Source organism: Paractinoplanes tereljensis (assembly GCF_016862435.1).
GTDB classification, from domain to species: Bacteria; Actinomycetota; Actinomycetes; order Mycobacteriales; family Micromonosporaceae; genus Actinoplanes; species Actinoplanes tereljensis.
In genome coordinates this window covers 127,306-144,642 of sequence record NZ_BOMY01000044.1, presented here as the reverse complement: position 1 = coordinate 144,642, position 17,337 = coordinate 127,306, and the positions used below count along the sequence as shown (strand labels likewise).

At 69.2% G+C, this 17,337-nt stretch carries 16 protein-coding genes; 9 read left to right on the top strand and 7 right to left on the bottom strand.

Annotated features, from left to right (window positions below):
- The first annotated feature begins 227 nt into the window (after positions 1 to 227).
- Complete coding sequence (locus tag Ate02nite_RS35045; protein WP_239147947.1) at positions 228 to 800, top strand: O-methyltransferase; 573 nt, start codon at positions 228 to 230, stop codon at positions 798 to 800.
- Here the strand turns inward: Ate02nite_RS35045 and Ate02nite_RS35040 are convergent.
- A complete protein-coding gene (locus Ate02nite_RS35040; RefSeq protein WP_203812183.1) occupies positions 781 to 2,196 on the bottom strand; it encodes a leucyl aminopeptidase family protein in 1,416 nt (471 codons plus the stop codon). The genes Ate02nite_RS35045 and Ate02nite_RS35040 overlap by 20 nt on opposite strands.
- Positions 2,197 to 2,273: 77 nt before the next feature.
- Positions 2,274 to 2,441, bottom strand: a complete 168-nt coding sequence (locus Ate02nite_RS35035; protein WP_014447667.1) for a DUF3117 domain-containing protein — start codon at positions 2,439 to 2,441, stop codon at positions 2,274 to 2,276.
- 259 nt (positions 2,442 to 2,700) lie between these two features.
- Here Ate02nite_RS35035 and Ate02nite_RS35030 point away from each other — a divergent pair, with 259 nt between their 5' ends.
- The 3 genes from Ate02nite_RS35030 (at position 2,701) to Ate02nite_RS35020 (ending at position 5,213) form a co-directional block, all read left to right on the top strand.
- The gene (locus Ate02nite_RS35030) at positions 2,701 to 3,513 is read left to right on the top strand and encodes a PaaX family transcriptional regulator (RefSeq protein WP_203812182.1); all 813 of its coding nucleotides are present in this window, start codon (positions 2,701 to 2,703) and stop codon (positions 3,511 to 3,513) included.
- Positions 3,510 to 4,298 (top strand): enoyl-CoA hydratase-related protein, encoded by a 789-nt coding sequence (locus Ate02nite_RS35025; protein WP_203812181.1) that lies wholly within the window; start codon positions 3,510 to 3,512, stop codon positions 4,296 to 4,298. The genes Ate02nite_RS35030 and Ate02nite_RS35025 overlap by 4 nt, the downstream gene beginning before the upstream one ends.
- Before the next feature lie 105 nt (positions 4,299 to 4,403).
- Positions 4,404 to 5,213, top strand: a complete 810-nt coding sequence (locus Ate02nite_RS35020; protein ID WP_203812180.1) for a S1 family peptidase — start codon at positions 4,404 to 4,406, stop codon at positions 5,211 to 5,213.
- 122 nt (positions 5,214 to 5,335) lie between these two features.
- Here Ate02nite_RS35020 and Ate02nite_RS35015 read toward each other — a convergent pair whose 3' ends face one another.
- Genes Ate02nite_RS35015 through ndhC form a run of 5 tightly spaced genes read right to left on the bottom strand, consistent with a single transcriptional unit; the run spans position 5,336 to position 7,900 of the window.
- Positions 5,336 to 5,860 carry a hypothetical protein gene (locus tag Ate02nite_RS35015; RefSeq protein ID WP_203812179.1) on the bottom strand — a complete coding sequence of 175 codons (525 nt, stop codon included), beginning with the start codon at positions 5,858 to 5,860 and terminating at the stop codon, positions 5,336 to 5,338.
- Between the two features lie 13 nt (positions 5,861 to 5,873).
- Positions 5,874 to 6,461: a DNA-3-methyladenine glycosylase I gene (locus tag Ate02nite_RS35010; RefSeq protein WP_203812178.1), complete on the bottom strand. Its 588-nt coding sequence runs from the start codon at positions 6,459 to 6,461 to the stop codon at positions 5,874 to 5,876.
- Between the two features lie 35 nt (positions 6,462 to 6,496).
- Entirely contained in the window at positions 6,497 to 6,988 is a 492-nt protein-coding gene (locus tag Ate02nite_RS35005; protein WP_203812177.1) for an SRPBCC family protein, read from the bottom strand.
- Positions 6,985 to 7,464, bottom strand: a complete 480-nt coding sequence (locus tag Ate02nite_RS35000) for a DivIVA domain-containing protein (RefSeq protein WP_203812176.1) — start codon at positions 7,462 to 7,464, stop codon at positions 6,985 to 6,987. The genes Ate02nite_RS35005 and Ate02nite_RS35000 overlap by 4 nt, the downstream gene beginning before the upstream one ends.
- A gap of 58 nt (positions 7,465 to 7,522) precedes the next feature.
- A complete protein-coding gene (ndhC, locus tag Ate02nite_RS34995) occupies positions 7,523 to 7,900 on the bottom strand; it encodes an NADH-quinone oxidoreductase subunit A (RefSeq protein WP_203812175.1) in 378 nt (125 codons plus the stop codon).
- A 173-nt stretch (positions 7,901 to 8,073) separates the two neighbouring features.
- On the opposite strand from ndhC, the gene Ate02nite_RS34990 reads away from it, so the two are divergent.
- The 5 genes from Ate02nite_RS34990 to fxsT all read left to right on the top strand — a co-directional run bounded on the left by Ate02nite_RS34990 (position 8,074) and on the right by fxsT (position 17,328).
- Positions 8,074 to 9,957: a 2-oxoacid:acceptor oxidoreductase subunit alpha gene (locus tag Ate02nite_RS34990; protein WP_203812174.1), complete on the top strand. Its 1,884-nt coding sequence runs from the start codon at positions 8,074 to 8,076 to the stop codon at positions 9,955 to 9,957.
- The gene (locus Ate02nite_RS34985; RefSeq protein ID WP_203812173.1) at positions 9,950 to 10,987 is read left to right on the top strand and encodes a 2-oxoacid:ferredoxin oxidoreductase subunit beta; all 1,038 of its coding nucleotides are present in this window, start codon (positions 9,950 to 9,952) and stop codon (positions 10,985 to 10,987) included. The genes Ate02nite_RS34990 and Ate02nite_RS34985 overlap by 8 nt, the downstream gene beginning before the upstream one ends.
- Before the next feature lie 4 nt (positions 10,988 to 10,991).
- Positions 10,992 to 11,780, top strand: coding sequence for an AAC(3) family N-acetyltransferase (locus tag Ate02nite_RS34980; protein ID WP_239147939.1), 789 nt, complete (start codon positions 10,992 to 10,994; stop codon positions 11,778 to 11,780).
- Between the two features lie 165 nt (positions 11,781 to 11,945).
- Positions 11,946 to 13,370 (top strand): TIR-like protein FxsC, encoded by a 1,425-nt coding sequence (locus Ate02nite_RS34975; RefSeq protein WP_203812172.1) that lies wholly within the window; start codon positions 11,946 to 11,948, stop codon positions 13,368 to 13,370.
- A 25-nt stretch (positions 13,371 to 13,395) separates the two neighbouring features.
- Positions 13,396 to 17,328 (top strand): FxSxx-COOH system tetratricopeptide repeat protein, encoded by a 3,933-nt coding sequence (gene fxsT / locus Ate02nite_RS34970; RefSeq protein ID WP_203812171.1) that lies wholly within the window; start codon positions 13,396 to 13,398, stop codon positions 17,326 to 17,328.
- Positions 17,329 to 17,337: the final 9 nt, after the last annotated feature.

Genomic DNA, 17,337 nt, shown 5'->3' with positions numbered 1-17,337 from the left:
TCCCCCTCCAGAATGACACGGATCCTCGACACCACTCGGCCCCGGCCTGTTTATCCCATCGACCGCCCGGTGCGGCCACGAAGAGCGTCGCTCTACTCTCATATCCGATGTGCGCGAGTTCCGCACGTCTCCGCCGCCCGGAGGTCGTCATCGTCCCGTCAATTCGTCCTCAGCCGCACCATTCCGCTGCGCAGGACTTCGCCGAGGCGTACGCCAGCGAGGACGTGGTGCTGCAGACCGCCCGCAGCCTGGCTCACGAGCTCGGCCTGGACAGCGTCACCCCGGCCGCCGGGTCGGTGCTGCGCCTGCTGGCGGCCGCGGGCAACGCCAAGGCGGTGGTGGAGATCGGCACCGGCGCCGGGGTCAGCGGCATCTGGCTGCTCCGCGGGATGCGGACGGACGGCGTGCTCACCACCATCGACGTGGAGAACGAGCACCAGCGGATCGCCCGGCGGATCTTCGTGGAGGCCGGTTTCGCCCCGTCCCGCACCCGGATCATCACCGGCCGGGCCCTCGACGTCCTGCCCCGGCTCGCCGACGGCGTGTACGACCTGGTCTTCGTCGACGCCGACGCCACCGAGTTCACCGCCTGCGCGGAGGCGGCCCTGCGGCTGCTGCGCCCGGGCGGGGTGCTGGTGGTCAACGGCGCGATGGCCGGCGGCCGGATCAGTGACCCGGCCGCCCGGGACGTGGACACACTGACCATCCGCGAGACGGTGCGGATCGTGCGCGAGTCGGAGGAGTGGATCCCGGCGGTGATCCCGTCCGGGGCCGGCCTGCTCACCGCGGTGAAGCGCTGACCGTCTCCAGGTAACGCAGCAGGGTGCGGGCACCCCATCCGGTGGCGCCCCGGGTCAGGTCGAGCTCGGTCTCGTCGGCCCAGCTCGGCGCGGCCATGTCGAGATGAGCCCAGGCCGAGACCTTGTCGCCGAGGAACTCGCGCAGGTAGAGCGCGGCGACCACGGCACCGGCGCCCTGGGTGGGCGAACTGTGCCGGTCGGCGATCTCGGAGCGCAGGTATTCGCGGTAGTCGTCGGGCAGCGGCATCCGCCACATCGCCTCGCCGGCGCTCGCCCCGGCCGCGGTGAGCGCCCCGGCCAGTTCGTCGTCGTGGCTGAACAGGGCGGCGAGGTGAGTGCCCAGCGCGATCACGCTGGCCCCGGTCAGGGTGGCCAGGTCGATGATCACGTCGGGGTCCAGCTCGGCGACCGCGTAACCGAGCGCGTCGGCCAGCACCAGCCGCCCTTCGGCGTCGGAGTTGGTGGACTCGCTGGTGGTGCCGTCGTAGTGGGTGATCACGTCACCGGGCCGGTAGGCGTCCGCCCCGACCGCGTTCTCGGCCAGCGGGAGCAGTGCCGTCACCCGTACCGGAAGGTCCAGGTCGGACGCGCCCAGCGTGGCCGCCGCCACCGCGGCCGCACCGGCCATGTCGATCTTCATGGTCTTCATGCCGGGCCGGGTCTTGATCGAGATGCCGCCGGAGTCGAACGTGATGCCCTTGCCGATCAGCACCACGTGCTTGGTGGCGCCGGCCGGGTGCCGGCTCAGCTCGACCAGGCAGGGCGGGAACACCGAGGCGCCGCCGACGGCGCGCAGGCCACCGAAACGCTCCAGCTCGGCGCCGCTGCGGACGCGGACGGTGACATCCGTACGCTTCGCGGCCGCGCCGACGATCTCCTCGGCCAGCCAGTCCGGGTTCTTGAGCGAGGACGGGGTGTTGCCGAGGTCGCGCGCGAGCCAGACGGCCCGGGCCGTGACCTGTGCTCGGGCCAGGCCCGCTGCGTACTCATCGGGGTCGGTGACCACCAGGTCGACCGGAGCCGATCGGGGCTCCTCGCGGCCGTCGCGGTAGCGATAGCCGCCCAGCCAGAGGCCCTCGGCCAGGGCCCGCACCTCGGTTGGGGCGTCGATGACCTGCAACGGCTCGTCGTCCTCGGCCGCGCGGCTCACCGCCGCGCCGGCGGCTCGCCAGCCGGCGTCGTCACCAGCGCCGATACCGACCAGCAACACCTTCGCCGGCCGGCGGAGTGGCCTCGGAAATATCCGGATTTCTCCAGCTTTTTCCATGCCGTCGGCCAGCGCGGCGATTTCGGCCGCCAGTTCGCCTCCGTCGTGCGACAGTGGGCCCGAGACGGCGATCGGTACGACCCACGTTCGGTCGTCGTCGAGATGGTCGGTCAGCCTGATCGGAAACACGAGAGCGTGACCTTTCTCGAAGACGTGGAAAGCCCGCCGGTACGGGCGGTACCGTACCGGCGGGCTCGCGTGAAACGTCAGCCGGCGATCGACTTCAACGCGTCACCCAGCGCGTTGGCCTCGTCCGGAGTCATCTCAACGACGAGACGGCCACCACCTTCCAGCGGGACGCGCATGACGATGCCTCGTCCCTCCTTGGTGACCTCCAGCGGACCATCGCCCGTCCGCGGCTTCATCGCCGCCATTTCGTCTCCCCTCAGACCCACATCAGGGTGTCGGTGGGTTACCCCACAGCCACTACTCAACGTCACGTGCTCAGCCCCACGTGCCGTGCTAACTCGTATATCCGACCGGCGGCCGAGGGCCATTTCGCGTGCTGACGCGACCCGGCCCACCGTGCCGATCAAACATTTTCCCTGATGAACACCGGCGAACCCAAACCCAGCCCGCGCGGATGTGACAGCGTCTAGCATATCGCCTTTTGGGCTGTCACAATGTGCGGTCATGCAGGCGCGGTCGGCACTCTTCGACCTGTACGGCGACTATCTCCGCCCCCGAGGCGGGCGCGCGCCGGTTGCCGCCCTGGTCAGACTGCTTGCGCCGCTCGGCATCGCCCCGCCCGCGGTCCGCACCGCGGTGTCCCGGATGGTCCGCCAAGGCTGGCTGCATCCCCTGCGACTGGTCTCCGGACCGGGCTATCTGCTCACCCCGAAGGCCGCACGCCGGTTGGACGAGGCGGCGGCCCGGATCTACCGAACCGGCCGGAACGGATGGGACGGACGGTTCGATCTCGTCCTGCTGCACGGCCCATTGCCGAAGCGGGAGGCCAACCGGCTGGCGTTCCTCGGCTACGGATCACTCGGTGATCATGCCTGGGTCGCTCCGCGGGCCGCCGAGGAGGTCGACACCGTCCTGGTCGACGCCGGAATCGGCTACGAACGGTTCAGCGCGGCCCACGCGGCCGGCTCGCCCGGGGCCGCCGAGGTGGTCGGCCGGGCCTGGGACCTGTCCGAGCTCGCCCGCTCCTACGAGGCGTTCGTTTCCGACCTGCGTCCGGTGGTCATCGCGGTGAACACCCGCAGCAGCGACGAGGAGGCGTACGCGGCCCGGTTCCGGCTGGTGCACGCCTGGCGCTCGTTCCTGTTCCGCGACCCCCAACTGCCCCCGTCGCTGCTGCCGCCGCGCTGGCCCGGGGCGAGCGCGGCCGGCTTCTTCGACCGGCACTCGGCCCGGCTGCGACCGGCCGCCGACCGCTACGTGGAACGCTGCCTGCAATCGGCCGGTAGGGGCAGCCGTGTGGGATTCTCGGATACATGACGGACTCGCTGCTCGTCGACCGCACTGACGCGGTCGTCACCCTCACGCTCAACCGGCCCGACGCGATGAACGCCCTCGACGTCGACCTCAAGGTGGCACTGCGGGACACCCTCGCCGCGCTGGAGACCGACCGCAGCTGCCGGGCGATCGTGCTGGCCGGCGCGGGCCGCGGCTTCTGTGTCGGGCAGGACCTGCGTGAGCACGCCGAGCTGCTGGAGTCGGGCCACACCGACCTGGACACCGTGCGGACGCACTACAACCCGATCGCGCAGCGGCTGTCCAGCATGCCGAAACCGGTGGTGGCTGCGGTGCGCGGGATGGCGGCGGGCGCCGGGGCATCACTGTCGCTGCTGGCCGACTTCCGGATCGGCGGGCCGTCGACCGGCTTCCTGATGGCGTTCGCCAACGTCGGCCTGGCCGGCGACAGCGGGGTTTCCTGGTCGCTGCCGCGGATCGTCGGGCACGCCCGGGCGGTCGAGCTGCTGCTGCTGGCCGAGCCGGTGCGGGCCCAGCGGGCGTACGAGATCGGCCTGCTCTCCCAGCTTCTGGACGACGACGAGCAGGTTCTGACCACGGCGCAGGCGCTGGCCGCGCGGCTCGCCGCCGGTCCCACGGTGGCCTACGGCGCGATCAAGCGGGAGCTGTCCATCGGCGACGCCGGCACGCTGTCCGACGCCCTCGCGGCCGAGGCCCAGGCCCAGGCGATCTGCGGCGCGACGGCCGACCACAAGGCCGCCGTCGCCTCCTTCCTGGCCAAGCAGAAACCTAGCTTCGACGGTCGTTGATACAAGTGTTATGACGGTTTTGGGATCGTCACATTTACGGGCATCTATTCATAGGCTCCTCCCGACGCGTCCTACCGGACGTGCATTCCCCTTGGGAGGACCTACATGGTCAGGTGGCGGATTCTGGTGGGCACGGCGGTTGCCGTGCTTACCGCGGCGGCGATGGGCGCGACCGCGTCCCCCGCCTCGGCGGCTCCGACGGGTAACGGCGACGCGGTGGTTCCCACCACGAACGTCGTCGGCGGCACCCGGGCGACGCAGGGTGAGTTCCCGTTCATGGTGCGGCTGTCGATGGGCTGCGGTGGCGCCCTGTACAGCTCGACGATCGTGCTGACGGCGGCGCACTGCGTCGGCTCGACCGGCACGAACACCTCGATCACCGCCACCCTCGGCGTGGTCGACCTCAACTCCACCAGCAAGATCACCCGGAAGTCGAACTACGTCTACCGGGCCCCCGGCTACAACGGCAGCGGCAAGGACTGGGCGCTGATCCGCCTGGCCAGCCCGGTGACCGGCCTGGCCACGCTGCCGCTCAACACGTCCTCGACGTACGACACCGGCAACTTCACGATCGCCGGCTGGGGCGCCGCGACCGAGGGCGGCAGCCAGCAGCGTTACCTGCTGAAGGCGACCGTGCCGTTCGTCAGCGACGCCACCTGCAACTCCTCCTCGATGTACAACGGCGAGATCATCGCGAGCAACGAGATCTGCGCCGGCTTCACCGCCGGTGGCGTCGACACCTGCCAGGGCGACTCCGGTGGCCCGATGTTCCGCACCGGCGCCAGCGGCCTGGTGCAGGTCGGCATCGTGAGCTGGGGCGACGGTTGCGCCCGCCCGAACAAGCCGGGCGTTTACACCCAGGTCAGCTACTTCGCGTCGACCATCGCGGCCGCCGCCACCAGCCTGGGCGGTTGATCCCGCAGTAGGTCACCCCGGCTCACGCCGGAGGCCCCCCGAATGCGCGGCGCCGGTTGTTCCTCGCCCGACTCGCCGGCGTCGTGCGCCACGGCCCTGCAGCCTCGCTGCGGGGCCGTGGCCTATTCGTCTTCGTCTTCTTCCGGGTCTTGGTTGGCCTCGGCGCCCAGCACGAAGGCGAGCATGGACAGCTCGTCGCCGGTGGGCCAGACGTAGGTCGGTAGCTCGGCCGGGCCCAGCTCGCGCACGTGCGACCAGAACTGCCGGACCGCGTCGGCCGGGGTGGCGGCCTCGATCGGCATCGCGACGCTGACCAGCCAGGTCGGCAGGCCGGCCGTGCTCTCGCCGCGCAACCGGGCGGCCAGGCGGCGGAACGCCTCGGGCTCGACCTCCACCGGACGGGCCCCGCCGAGGCCCTCAGCGGGCAGTGGAGCGTCGAACTGCCGCCGCAGGTAGGTCAGGGTGAGATCGTCGCCCTCGGTCTTGGCGGCCCGGCCCAGGGCCACCACGTGGTCGTCGGCGATCAGCAGCACCTCGTCGTCGGGTGCCACCGCACCCGACGCGCCCGCCACCGTCACGACCTCGTTGTGGAAAAGTCGCTCGGTCGCCCACTGCTCCGCCGGAATGATCACCGCCCACTGCGCCATGCGCTCAATCTCATCACGCGTGGATCGGAGCAACCCAGCAGCCCGCCAGATGGTCGTCAACCATGCCCGTGGCCTGCATCAACGCGTAGGCCGTGGTGGGGCCGACGAACTTGAAGCCGCGTTTCTTGAGCGCCTTGGCCAGGGCGATCGACTCCGGCGTGGTGGCCGGCACGTCGGACCGGGTGGCCGGCCGGGGCGGCCGCGGCACCGGGGCGAAGGACCACAGCAGCTCGGACAGCCCACCCTCCAGGTCGGCGGCGACCCGGGCGTTGTGCATGGTGGCGTCGACCTTCATCCGGTTGCGGACGATGCCCGCGTCGGCCATCAGGCGGACGGCGTCGGCCTCGGAGTAGGCGGCCACCTTGTCGATCTGGAAGCCGTCGAACGCGAGCCGGAACGCCGGACGTTTGCGCAGGATGGTGATCCAGGAGAGGCCGGACTGGAACGCCTCGAGGCTCATCCGCTCGAAGAGCGCGTCGTCGCCGCGCAGCGGCCGGCCCCACTCGGTGTCGTGATAGCCCACGTAGTCGGGGGTGCTGCCGCCCCAGAAGCAGCGGGCATGGCCGTCCGCGCCGACAACCAGGCCGATTTCGTCTGTCATGGCGACCACGGTAGGGCCACCCTCTGACAGTTTTGCTAGGGCAACTTGCCCTGCTCGACCAGGCGGCCGAACTTCCGCAGGGCGGCGGTGAAGCTCAGCTTCGAGCCGGGCCAGAGCACCGGCCAGGCGACCTTCCCGACGGCGCCGGCCGGCAGGTGGAACCACTCGTGCAGGACCACCTGGGTGCGGTCACCGGACATGGCCGTGCAGCGCATCGCGCCCGGACCGCGCAGCACCTTGCCGCAGTGCACGACCCGCACCTCGTACGGCGCGTTGACCTTGACCACCCGAATCTCGTCGCGCAGCGACGCGGGACCGATCGCGGTGATCGCCTCGACCAGGCTGCCCTCGCCGCCGTCGCCCTCGACCACCCGGACCTTGGTGAACGGGATCCAGGCGGACTGCTTCTCCCAGTTCAGGAAGGCGGCGAAGACCCGGGCGGCCGGTGCGTTGACGATGACCGTGGCGGTCACCTCGCCGGTTCCCGGGCTGGCGGCGTCCGCCAGGCCGTCGTCGGGGCCGCTCAACGCGGCTCCGCTGCCGGTTCGGACTTCGCGGGCTCCGGCTCCGGGAGGACCGGCTCGTCCGGCTTGACCACGTCGAGCTCGATCACCGGGCTGCCGGCCGCCGCGGGCGGGACCGCTGCCACCGCGGCCTCGCGGGCCCGGCGGAGCGCGTCGGCATCGGCGATGCGACCGTCACGCAGGGCCGTCACCTCGGCCTCCAGCACGCTGATCAGCTCACCCTTGTAGCCGATGTCGTAGGCGGCCCGCTGCAGCGCCTGGTCGACCTGCGACATCCGGTAGCCACGGAAGGTGGTGTCGAACTTGGTGCCGGCGATGTCGTCCTCGCCGAGCGGTCGGTCGGTCGGGAGCGGCACAGCGCTGCCATCGGGTTCGATGGGTGTCAATCCGGAGTCGCCTCCGCTCATCATCACGGTCACACCGAAGACGATTGCAGCCACCACCAAGGCGACGACGATGAACAGGAGAAGCTGACCCATGCGGACGATGTTGGCATGTCCGCTTCAAGCTCGCGAGCCCGCCACCCCGTCCGATAAATCAGGTCCAGGTCAGGATCTTCTTACGCCAGGCGTAGAGGATGCCCAGCGCGAGCACGGCGACGAAGATCGCCATCTCGGTGACGGTGGCGGTGCCGAACCCGGGCCGGTCGAACACGACCGCCCACGGGAAGAGAAAAACGGCTTCAACGGCGAAAAGCACATAAAGGTACGCATATACGTAGTAACGGATCTGGACCTGCGCCCAGTCACCACCGACCGGATCGATGCCGCTTTCGTACGCGATGTACTTGCCGGGCGGCTCCGCCGGGTTGGCCGGCCGAAGCAGCCGGTTGGCCCCGAAGGCGCCCACGAAAACGAGCACGCCGGCCCCGATGACCAGCCCGAGCGTGGCGTACGAACCTAGATATCCGTCCACCACGACAGCCTAGTTGACCGAGTGACAAGCTCGACCCGCCGCATGGTGGACTCTTCTGGAACGGGCATGCCTTGCCTGGCTACTGTGGTCAACGGCTTGCGACCGCTGGTAAGGAGCGCCGACGTAGGCTGGAAGTGACAACTGCGGGCCGGCCCATCGATGTGCTTTCTCGCATGGCCGGCGCCCCCTTGGAGGTTGGAAACGTGGCCGCTGGAGCGAAACGGGTCGAACAGCTGGACCGGGTGGTAATCCGGTTCGCGGGCGACTCTGGCGACGGCATGCAGCTGACGGGTGACCGGTTCACGTCCGAGACCGCGCAGCTCGGCAACGACATCTCGACGTTGCCGAACTTCCCGGCCGAGATCCGCGCACCAGCCGGCACCCTGCCCGGGGTGTCGAGCTTCCAGGTGCACTTCGCGGACTACGACATCCTCACGCCGGGCGACTCGCCCAACGTGCTTGTCGCGATGAACCCCGCCGCGCTCAAGGCCAACCTCTCCGACCTGCCGGCCGGCGCCGACATCATCGTCAACACCGACGAGTTCACCAAGCGCAACCTGGCCAAGGTCGGCTATGCCGCCAGCCCGCTCGACGACGGGTCGCTCGACGGCTACGCCGTGCACCCGGTCGCGCTGACCTCGATGACCGTCGGCGCGCTGTCCGACCTCGGCGTCTCGAAGAAGGACGCCGAACGCGCCAAGAACATGTTCGCGCTCGGCCTGCTCAGCTGGATGTACTCGCGCCCGTTCGAGTCGACCCTGCGGTTCCTCGAGCGCAAGTTCGCCAAGCGTCCCGACCTGGTCGCCGCCAACAAGGCGGCCTTCCAGGCCGGTTGGAACTTCGGCGAGACCACCGAAGACTTCGCGATCCGATATGAGGTGAAGCCGGCCAAGATGCGGCCGGGCACCTACCGCAACATCACCGGCAACCAGGCGCTCGCGCTCGGGCTGGTGGCCGCCGGCGTCCGGTCCAAGCTGCCGGTGTTCCTCGGCGCCTACCCGATCACCCCGGCCTCGGACATCCTGCACGAGCTGTCCAAGCACAAGAAGTTCGGCATCACCACGATGCAGGCCGAGGACGAGATCGCGGCGATCGGCGCGGCACTGGGCGCCTCGTACGGCGGTGCCCTCGGGGTCACCACCACCTCCGGCCCCGGCGTGGCGCTCAAGGGCGAGACCATCTCGCTGGCCATCGCGCTCGAGCTGCCGCTGGTGATCGTCGACGTGCAGCGGGCCGGGCCGTCCACCGGTCTGCCGACCAAGACCGAGCAGGCCGACCTCAACATGGCGCTGTACGGGCGGCACGGCGAGGCACCGCTCGCGGTGATCGCCCCCAAGTCGCCGTCCGACTGCTTCCACGCGGCGATCGAGGCGGCCCGGATCGCGCTGACCTACCGCACGCCGGTCATCCTGCTCTCCGACAACTACGTGGCCAACGGCTCCGAGCCGTGGCTGCTCCCGTCGCCGGACGACCTTCCCGACCTGACCGTGGAGTACGCCACCGAGCCCAACGGCGAGGACGGCCGCTTCCTGCCCTACCTGCGGGACCCGTCGACCCTGGCCCGCCCCTGGGCCATTCCCGGCACGCCGGGTCTCGAGCACCGCATCGGCGGCCTGGAGAAGGCCGACAAGACCGGCGACATCTCGTACGACCCGGCCAACCACGAGTTCATGGTACGCACCCGGGCCGCCCGGATCGAGGCCATCGAGGTGCCCGACATCGAGGTCGAGGACGACGACGAGAACGCCCGCGTCCTGGTCCTCGGCTGGGGCTCGACGTACGGCCCGATCGGCGCGGCCTGCCGGGCCCTGCGGCAGCGTGGGCTGCCGATCGCCCAGGCCCACCTGCGGCACATGGCACCGCTGCCGGCCAACCTCGGCGAGGTGCTCAAGGCGTACGACAAGGTCATCATCCCGGAGATGAACCTGGGCCAGCTGGCTCACGTGATCCGGGCGAAGTACCTGGTCGACGCGGTTCCGTTCAACCAGATCAGCGGCCTGCCGTTCACCGCCGCGACGCTGGAAAGCATGCTCGAGGACGTGGTCAAGAATGGCTAGCCCGACGGTGGAACTGAAGCTCACCGCCAAGGACTTCAAGTCCGACCAGGAAGTCCGCTGGTGCCCCGGCTGCGGTGACTACTCGATCCTCGCCGCCATGCAGCGGTTCATGCCCGAGCTGGGCATCCCGCGCGAGAAGACCGTGTTCATCTCCGGCATCGGCTGCTCGTCACGCTTCCCGTATTACATGAACACCTACGGGATGCACTCGATCCACGGCCGCGCCCCGGCGATCGCCACCGGCCTCTCGGCGTCCCGCCCCGACCTGAGCGTCTGGGTGGTCACCGGCGACGGCGACGCGCTCTCGATCGGCGGCAACCACCTGATCCACGCCCTGCGGCGCAACGTCAACCTGAAGATCCTGCTGTTCAACAACCGGATCTACGGCCTGACCAAGGGTCAGTACTCTCCCACGTCGGAGCTCGGCAAGATCACGAAGTCGACGCCGGCCGGGTCCGCCGACTCGCCGTTCAACCCGCTGTCGCTGGCACTGGGCGCCGAGGCATCGTTCGTCGCCCGCACCATCGACTCGGACGCCAAACACCTGCAGTCGGTGCTGCGCGCGGCGGCCGAACACGAGGGCAGCGCGTTCGTCGAGATCTACCAGAACTGCAACATCTTCAACGACGGCGCCTTCGAGCTGATCAAGGACTCGTCCACCCGCGACGACCACCTGATCCGCCTGGAGCAGGGCAAGCCGATCACCTTCGGCAGCGAGCAGCAGTTCTCGGTGGTCCACCCGGCGGGCGCCTTCGGCCTCTCGGTGCGCGAATCGGCCGCTCTCGACGGCGAGTCCCCGGTGACCCACGACGCCACGGTCGACGACCCGGCGTACGCGTTCGCCCTGTCCCGACTGTCGGGTTCCGACCTGAACACCACCCCGATCGGCGTGTTCCGGAACGTCATTCGCCCGACCTACGACCAGCTGGTCCAGAAGCAGCTGGAAGACGCCAAGGCCCAGGTAACCGGCACCCCCGACGAGATGCTCGACGACCTCCTCAACGCCGCCGACACCTGGACCATCGTCTAGGGCCGTGCCGCCGAAGGTGCTGGTCACCGGCTCGATGCTGCGCGACGACCTCCGGGCGATCGGTGTATCGCCCGGCGGCGTGCTGTTGTTGAACAGCTCGCTGCGCTCCCTCGGTTACGTGGTGGGGGGAGCCGTCGCCGTGGTCGAGGCGCTCCTGGACGTCCTGACCCCGGCCGGCACCCTGGTCGTGCCGGCCCAGACGCCGACCAACCGCGACCCGTCACGGTGGGGCGACCCGTCGGTGCCCGATAGCTGGTGGCCCCAGATCCGGGAGCATTTGCCGCCGTACGATCCGGCCTTGAGCGATTGCCGGGCGATGGGCCTGATCGCCGAGACCGTACGAACCTGGCCCGGCGCACATCGCAGCGGTCACCCACAGGTCTCGTTCGCAGCCGTCGGCGCCCGGGCGGCCGAGCTGACGGCCCGGCATGACCTGGACAGTGAACTCGGCGAGAACTCACCGCTGGCGGCCATCGAAGCAGCCGGCGGGCACACGTTGCTCCTAGGCGTCGGGTACGACAGGTGCACCGCGTTTCACCTCGCGGAGTACCGGCTACCGGGTTCGCTGCCCAGGCAACCGAACTCATGCGCGATGTACACCGAGAACGGGCGCGAATGGGTGACATATCTCGGGACCAGGTTGGACGCGAGCGACTTCACTCAGCTCGGCGTGGATCTTGAGCGGGAAACCGGCCAGGTCGCGAGAGGAGCCGTCGGTGCGGCCGGCGCTCGGCTTCTGCCCGTGCCGGAGACAGTGGCTTACGCCGGGAAATGGTTCCGCCGGCATCGCTAGGACAACGGCAGGCGTCTATTTCTTCATCCCGGATGCCGTGCGCCGCAATATATACTGTGCGCACGCGGCTTCGTACTGGCAGTGACCTGTGTATGGACCGGCTGAAGCTCCACTGTCTGCAGTCTTCTCGGCCACTATCAGCATCGTGCAGGCGGGAGGGGCCGGTTGCATCACGACGATCGCCCCGACCGCTCTCAGCGATGCTACTTCTTCCTCAGCTATGCGCGCGGCGACGACGCCGAGACCACCAAGCGGTTCTATCAGGATCTCTGCAACGACGTCCGTGACCATGCCGGACTGCCGCCCGGGACCGAGGTCGGCTTCCTCGATACGCACAGCATGGAATTCGGCACCACCTGGTCCCGGCAGTTGATGACCGACCTGGCTCGGGCCGGCACCTTCATCGCCCTGATCTCGCCGCGCTACCTGCGCAGCGACGCGTGCGGCCGGGAGTGGACGGTCTTCGCCGACCGCCTCGCCCAACACGCGAATCCGGGCGGCAACCCACCGGCCGCACTGCTGCCGCTGCTGTGGATTCCCCCGCTCACCCTGCCCGCCATCATCGAGGAACTGCAGTACAAACACGAAATGCTGCCGCTGGCGTACGCCGACAAGGGCCTGCGGCAGATGATCAGATTGGGCCGTTATCACGCCGATTACGTCGACTTCATCGACAGCCTGGCCCGGCAGATCGTCCGGGTCGCCGAGTCCGGACACGTGCCCCCGATGCCCTCGCCCCCGGAGTTCCAGCGGGTGACCAGCGCCTTCGGGCAATCCGCGCACATTGCACCGGAATTGACGATCCCCAGCCCGCGGCCCGCCCCGGCGAACGAGGACGCGCTGGTCACGGTCACCGCGGCTCCACCAGCCACGATGGACCTGAGCAGTGGTTCGGCTCCGGAGGCCGAGCAGCAACCACCGAGCGATCCGCACCCCGCGGTCCTGGTCCCGACCCCGCCGACGTACCCCGCTGGGTCGAACGGCCAGACCGTCCGATTCGTGGTTGTCGCTCCGACCGCCGCCGATGCCACGGCCGCCGGTCGCGACGCGCAGTACTACGGCAGCACACCGACGGCCTGGATGCCGTACCGCCCGGAGCTGTTGCTCCCGCTGGTCGCCTTCGCCCAGCAGATCGCCGAGGAGCTGCACTTCACCACGGTCGTCACCGACGGCGCAGCGCTGCCTCAAGCAATCACCGAGGCCGGGCTGGGCGGGCAGGTGGTCATCATGCTGATCGACCTCTGGGCGGTCCACCTTGACGAACAGCGCAATGCACTGCAGCTCTACGGCAGCGGCGAGCCGGCGACCGGCACGCCGCCACCCGCGGTGATGGTGCCCGCCGGCGCAACCGACCGGCAGACCCAGGATCGGCACGACGAGCTGGCCTGGCAGCTTCGGCAAATCCTGGACCGACGGCTCGGCGAACTACCGGCGGTGATGTTCCGCATGAGCATCATCAGCCACGGCGCGTTCGGCGAGGACCTGCGAGTGGTCCTCGAACGCGCACGCAACGAAGCGTTGATCACCCATCACGCCTACCACCGGCCGGCCGGCCAACCGGTCGGCCGACCGATCCTGCAAGGCCCGTGATCCGGACCCTCGAAGGAGAACGCACATGACCGACGCCATCCCGAACCGCGGTCAAATCATCACGTTCTACTCCTTCAAGGGCGGCACTGGCCGCACCATGGCGCTGGCGAACGTCGCCTGGATCCTCGCGGCCAACGGCAAGCGCGTGCTCGCGGTCGACTGGGACCTCGAGTCACCCGGCCTGCACTCGTACTTCCGGCCGTTCCTCGCCGACCCCAAGCTGCGCCACTCCCGCGGGGTGATCGATCTGCTGCGCGATTTCGCCACGGCGGTGGTCGACCCGCACACGTCAGCCGACGACCCCCACTGGTACCGGCGTTACGCCGACGTGGAACGCGAGGCGGTGTCGCTCACGGCGCGGTTCCCCGGTATCGGCACGCTCGATCTGCTGCCGGCCGGCGTCCAGGACGCGGCTTACTCCCAGCGCGTGAGCGGGTTCGACTGGAGCAACTTCTACCAGCGGCTCAACGGGATGGAGTTCCTGAGCGCCCTGCGCGACAGCATGCACCAGGAGTACGACTTCATCCTGATCGACAGCCGCACCGGGCTGAGCGACTCGGCCGGCATTTGCACGATCTTCATGCCGGACACGGTGATCAACTGCTTCACGCTCAACGACCAGAGCATCGACGGGGCCGCCTCGGTGGCAAACGCGATTCGGCAGCAGCGAACTGAGAACCCCGTTCGGATCCTGCCGGTGCCGATGCGAGTCGAGGCCGGCGAGCAGTTCAAACTGGAGGCCGGCCGGGACCATGCCCGGCATCGGTTCTCCGGGCACCTGGATCTGAGTCCCGACGACATCGATGCCTACTGGGGTGATGTCGAAATTCCCTACAAACCCTTCTTCGCGTACGAGGAGATCCTCGCGGTGTTCGGCGAGCGCTCCCGTCAGGAGTATTCGCTGTTGTCGTCGTTCGAACGGCTCGCGGGCCGGCTGACCAACGGCGAGGTGACCGAGATCCCGGCGCTGGACGAGCGGGAACGCCGGCGGCGGTTGGCCCAGTTCGAACGGCAGAAGCTGGTTCTCGGCAACGACGTACTGATCAGTTACGCCTCGGTCAACCGGGTCTGGACCGACTGGATCGCCGGCGAGTTGGACTCCGCCGGCCTCCGGGTGACGCTCCGCGAGATCGACCTGGGCGGGCCGGTGCACGGCTCGGATCCGGCGCTGGAGTCCTGGCTGGACCCGGCGGCCCGGGTGCTGGTCCTGCTCTCCCGCGACTACGTGGAATCGCCGAACGCGGCATCGCTGTGGCGCACGATCATCGAAAAAGAGCCAAGCGGCAGCATGCTCGTACCGATCCGGCTCGACGCCTCGCCGCTGCCGTCGCCATTCCTGGCCCGGGTGCCCGAGGTCGACCTGATGAACCTCACCGAGGACCGAGCCCGGCAGGCGCTTCGGGCGGTCTTCGATGATCTTCCACAGAGCGACAGCGACCGGCGGGAAGCCACCCAGGCCGCGATCCGGTTCCCGGCCAGCCAGCCGCCGGTGTGGGACGTGCCGCAGCGCAATGCGACCTTCACCGGTCGCGGGCAGCTCCTCGAGGTGTTACGCGACCGGCTCGCCGCCGACGTCACGGTGGTGACCCCGCAAGCTCTGTATGGCCTCGGCGGCGTAGGCAAGACCCAGGTGGCGCTGGAGTACGCCCACCGGTTCGCCGCCAACTACGACATCGTCTGGTGGATCTCGGCCGAGCGCCCCAGCGACGTCCGGCAGTCGATGGCAGATCTGGCCCAGTTGCTCGACCTGCCGAACGCGGAGAACGTCGGCGAGGCCTGGAAGGGAGTGCTGGACGCGCTGCGCCGGGGTATCCCGTACCGGCGTTGGTTGCTCATCTTCGACAACGTCGACGACCCGGCGGAGATCGAGCCGTACCTGCCACAGGGACCCGGCCACGTGCTCCTGACCTCGCGGAACCTCACCTGGGGCGGGCACGCGACCACCGTGGAGGTGGGCCTGTTCAGCCGGCCGGAGAGTGTCGCGCTGCTGCACCGGCGGGTGCCGACGATGTCCGACGAGGAGGCCGAGTCGCTGGCCGAGCGACTGGGCGATCTGCCATTGGCAGTCGAACAGGCGGGCGCCTGGCTGGCGGCCACCGCCATGTCGGTGCGGACGTACCAAGGTCTGCTTGACACCCAACTGCCGCAGATGCTGAGTGGGAGCCCACCGACGGGATACGAGCGCCCGGTCGCCGCCACGTGGCGGCTGTCCCTCGAGCGGATCCGGGAACACATGCCGGCCGCGGCCAAGCTGCTGGAGATCTGCGCCTTCTTTGCCGCGGAGCCGATCCCGACGTCGTTCTTCTACAACGAGCGCTTCATCGACATCCTGCTTCCGCTGGACCCCCTGCTCAGTGAACCGCTGATGCAGGGCCGCCTGATCCAGGAGATCGGCCGCTACGCGCTGGCCCGGTTGGACACCGGCCAGTCCACCATCCAGTTGCACCGTCTGGTCCAGGCCGTGATCCAGGATGGGCTGCCGCCGGCCGAGCGAGAGATCAACCGCCAGCACGTCCACGAGGTGCTGGGCGCGCTCAATCCGAAGGACCCGGACCGCCCGACCCACTGGCCGACCTATCGCCGTCTGCACCAGCACCTGGAGCGGTCCGGCGCGCTCGGTTCAGCAACCCAGTCGGTACGCCAGCTGGTCATCGACACGGTGCGCTACCTCTGGAAAGCCGGCGACTACCAGAGCAGTCAGGAGCTGGGCGACGCGGCGCTGAACAGCTGGCGGCTGACACACGGCGAGCCGGACGACGTGACCACCCTGTCACTGCGCCTCCATCTGGCGAACACGACGCGATCTCTCGCCCGCTACGAGGACGCCTACGCGGCCGATACCGACGTGCACCAACAACTGACCGAGCTCCTCGGGCCGAACATCCCGTACACGATCATGGCGGTCTCCTCGCTGGCCGCAGATCTACGGGTGCAGGGACGGTACGCGGAGGCCCGGGACCTGAGCGAACAGGCGTTGGATCGGTCTCGGCGGGTGCTCGGTGACGAGCATCTCCGGACCACCCACGCGATGAACAATCTCGCGCTCTCGCTCTCGCTGGTCGGCGACCTGACCGCCGCCGCCGAACTCGACCAGGAGTGCTACCAGATCCGGCGCCGGGTCTTCGGCGAACGGCACCCGGTCACCCTGCAGGCGATGGCGGCGGTCGGCCGCGACCTGCGCGACCTCGGCCACTTCGACGAGGCGCGGGACGTACTCGCACACGCGCTGGAAATTGCCACCGAGGACCTGGGCGAGAGCCACCCGGAATCGCTCCGGCTGGCCCGGACCCTGGCGGTCACTCTGCGCAAGGCCGGGTCGCTGACCGCCGCACACGCGCTGACTGCCCAGACCCTGATCCGGCACGAACGCAAGCTCGGCCCGAGCCACCTGGAGACGCTCGCCTGCCGCAATGATCTGGCCTGTGACCAGTCGGCGCTGAACAATCACGTGGAAGCCCGGGAGACCGGCGAGGCTGCCCTCAGTGGTTACCGGGACAAGGTCGGCGAGGACCATCCGTTCACGCTGTCCTGCGAGAACAACGTCGCGATCTTCCTACGCCGACTGGGCGAATACTCAGCCGCTCTGCCGTTGGCCGAGCGAGTCGTCGAACGCTTCACTGCAACCCTCGGCCCGGACCACCCATACACCCTGGCCTGCCGAATCAACCTGGCCAACGTGATGTACGACCTGAACGATCACGGCGGCGCGCTGGCCGTGAACAGGGGCCTGCGCGAGCCGATCAACGAGGCTCTGGGCCAGAATCATCCGGACACCCTGGCGGCCGAGAACAACCTGGCGATCAGTCTGCGGACGCTCGGCGAGACAGCTCAGGCTGACGAAATGACCCGGAGCATCCTGGTCCGGTCGCATCGCGTCCTCGGCCCCGATCACCCCAACTCCGTCGCGGTCCGCACCCGGACCCGGCTCAACTGCGACATCGACCCGGCGCAGCCCTAGCCACCGGCG

Bases quoted from the DNA above. Each gene is read 5' to 3' on its own strand.
- Ate02nite_RS35035 (WP_014447667.1), bottom strand. From the start codon at position 2,441: ATGGCGGCGATGAAGCCGCGGACGGGCGATGGTCCGCTGGAGGTCACC.
- Ate02nite_RS35030 (WP_203812182.1), top strand. From the start codon at position 2,701: ATGCAGGCGCGGTCGGCACTCTTCGACCTGTACGGCGACTATCTCCGC.
- Ate02nite_RS35025 (WP_203812181.1), top strand. From the start codon at position 3,510: ATGACGGACTCGCTGCTCGTCGACCGCACTGACGCGGTCGTCACCCTC.
- Ate02nite_RS35020 (WP_203812180.1), top strand. From the start codon at position 4,404: ATGGTCAGGTGGCGGATTCTGGTGGGCACGGCGGTTGCCGTGCTTACC.
- Ate02nite_RS35015 (WP_203812179.1), bottom strand. From the start codon at position 5,860: ATGGCGCAGTGGGCGGTGATCATTCCGGCGGAGCAGTGGGCGACCGAG.
- Ate02nite_RS35010 (WP_203812178.1), bottom strand. From the start codon at position 6,461: ATGACAGACGAAATCGGCCTGGTTGTCGGCGCGGACGGCCATGCCCGC.
- Ate02nite_RS35000 (WP_203812176.1), bottom strand. From the start codon at position 7,464: ATGGGTCAGCTTCTCCTGTTCATCGTCGTCGCCTTGGTGGTGGCTGCA.
- Ate02nite_RS34990 (WP_203812174.1), top strand. From the start codon at position 8,074: ATGGCCGGCGCCCCCTTGGAGGTTGGAAACGTGGCCGCTGGAGCGAAA.
- Ate02nite_RS34985 (WP_203812173.1), top strand. From the start codon at position 9,950: ATGGCTAGCCCGACGGTGGAACTGAAGCTCACCGCCAAGGACTTCAAG.
- fxsT (WP_203812171.1), top strand. From the start codon at position 13,396: ATGACCGACGCCATCCCGAACCGCGGTCAAATCATCACGTTCTACTCC.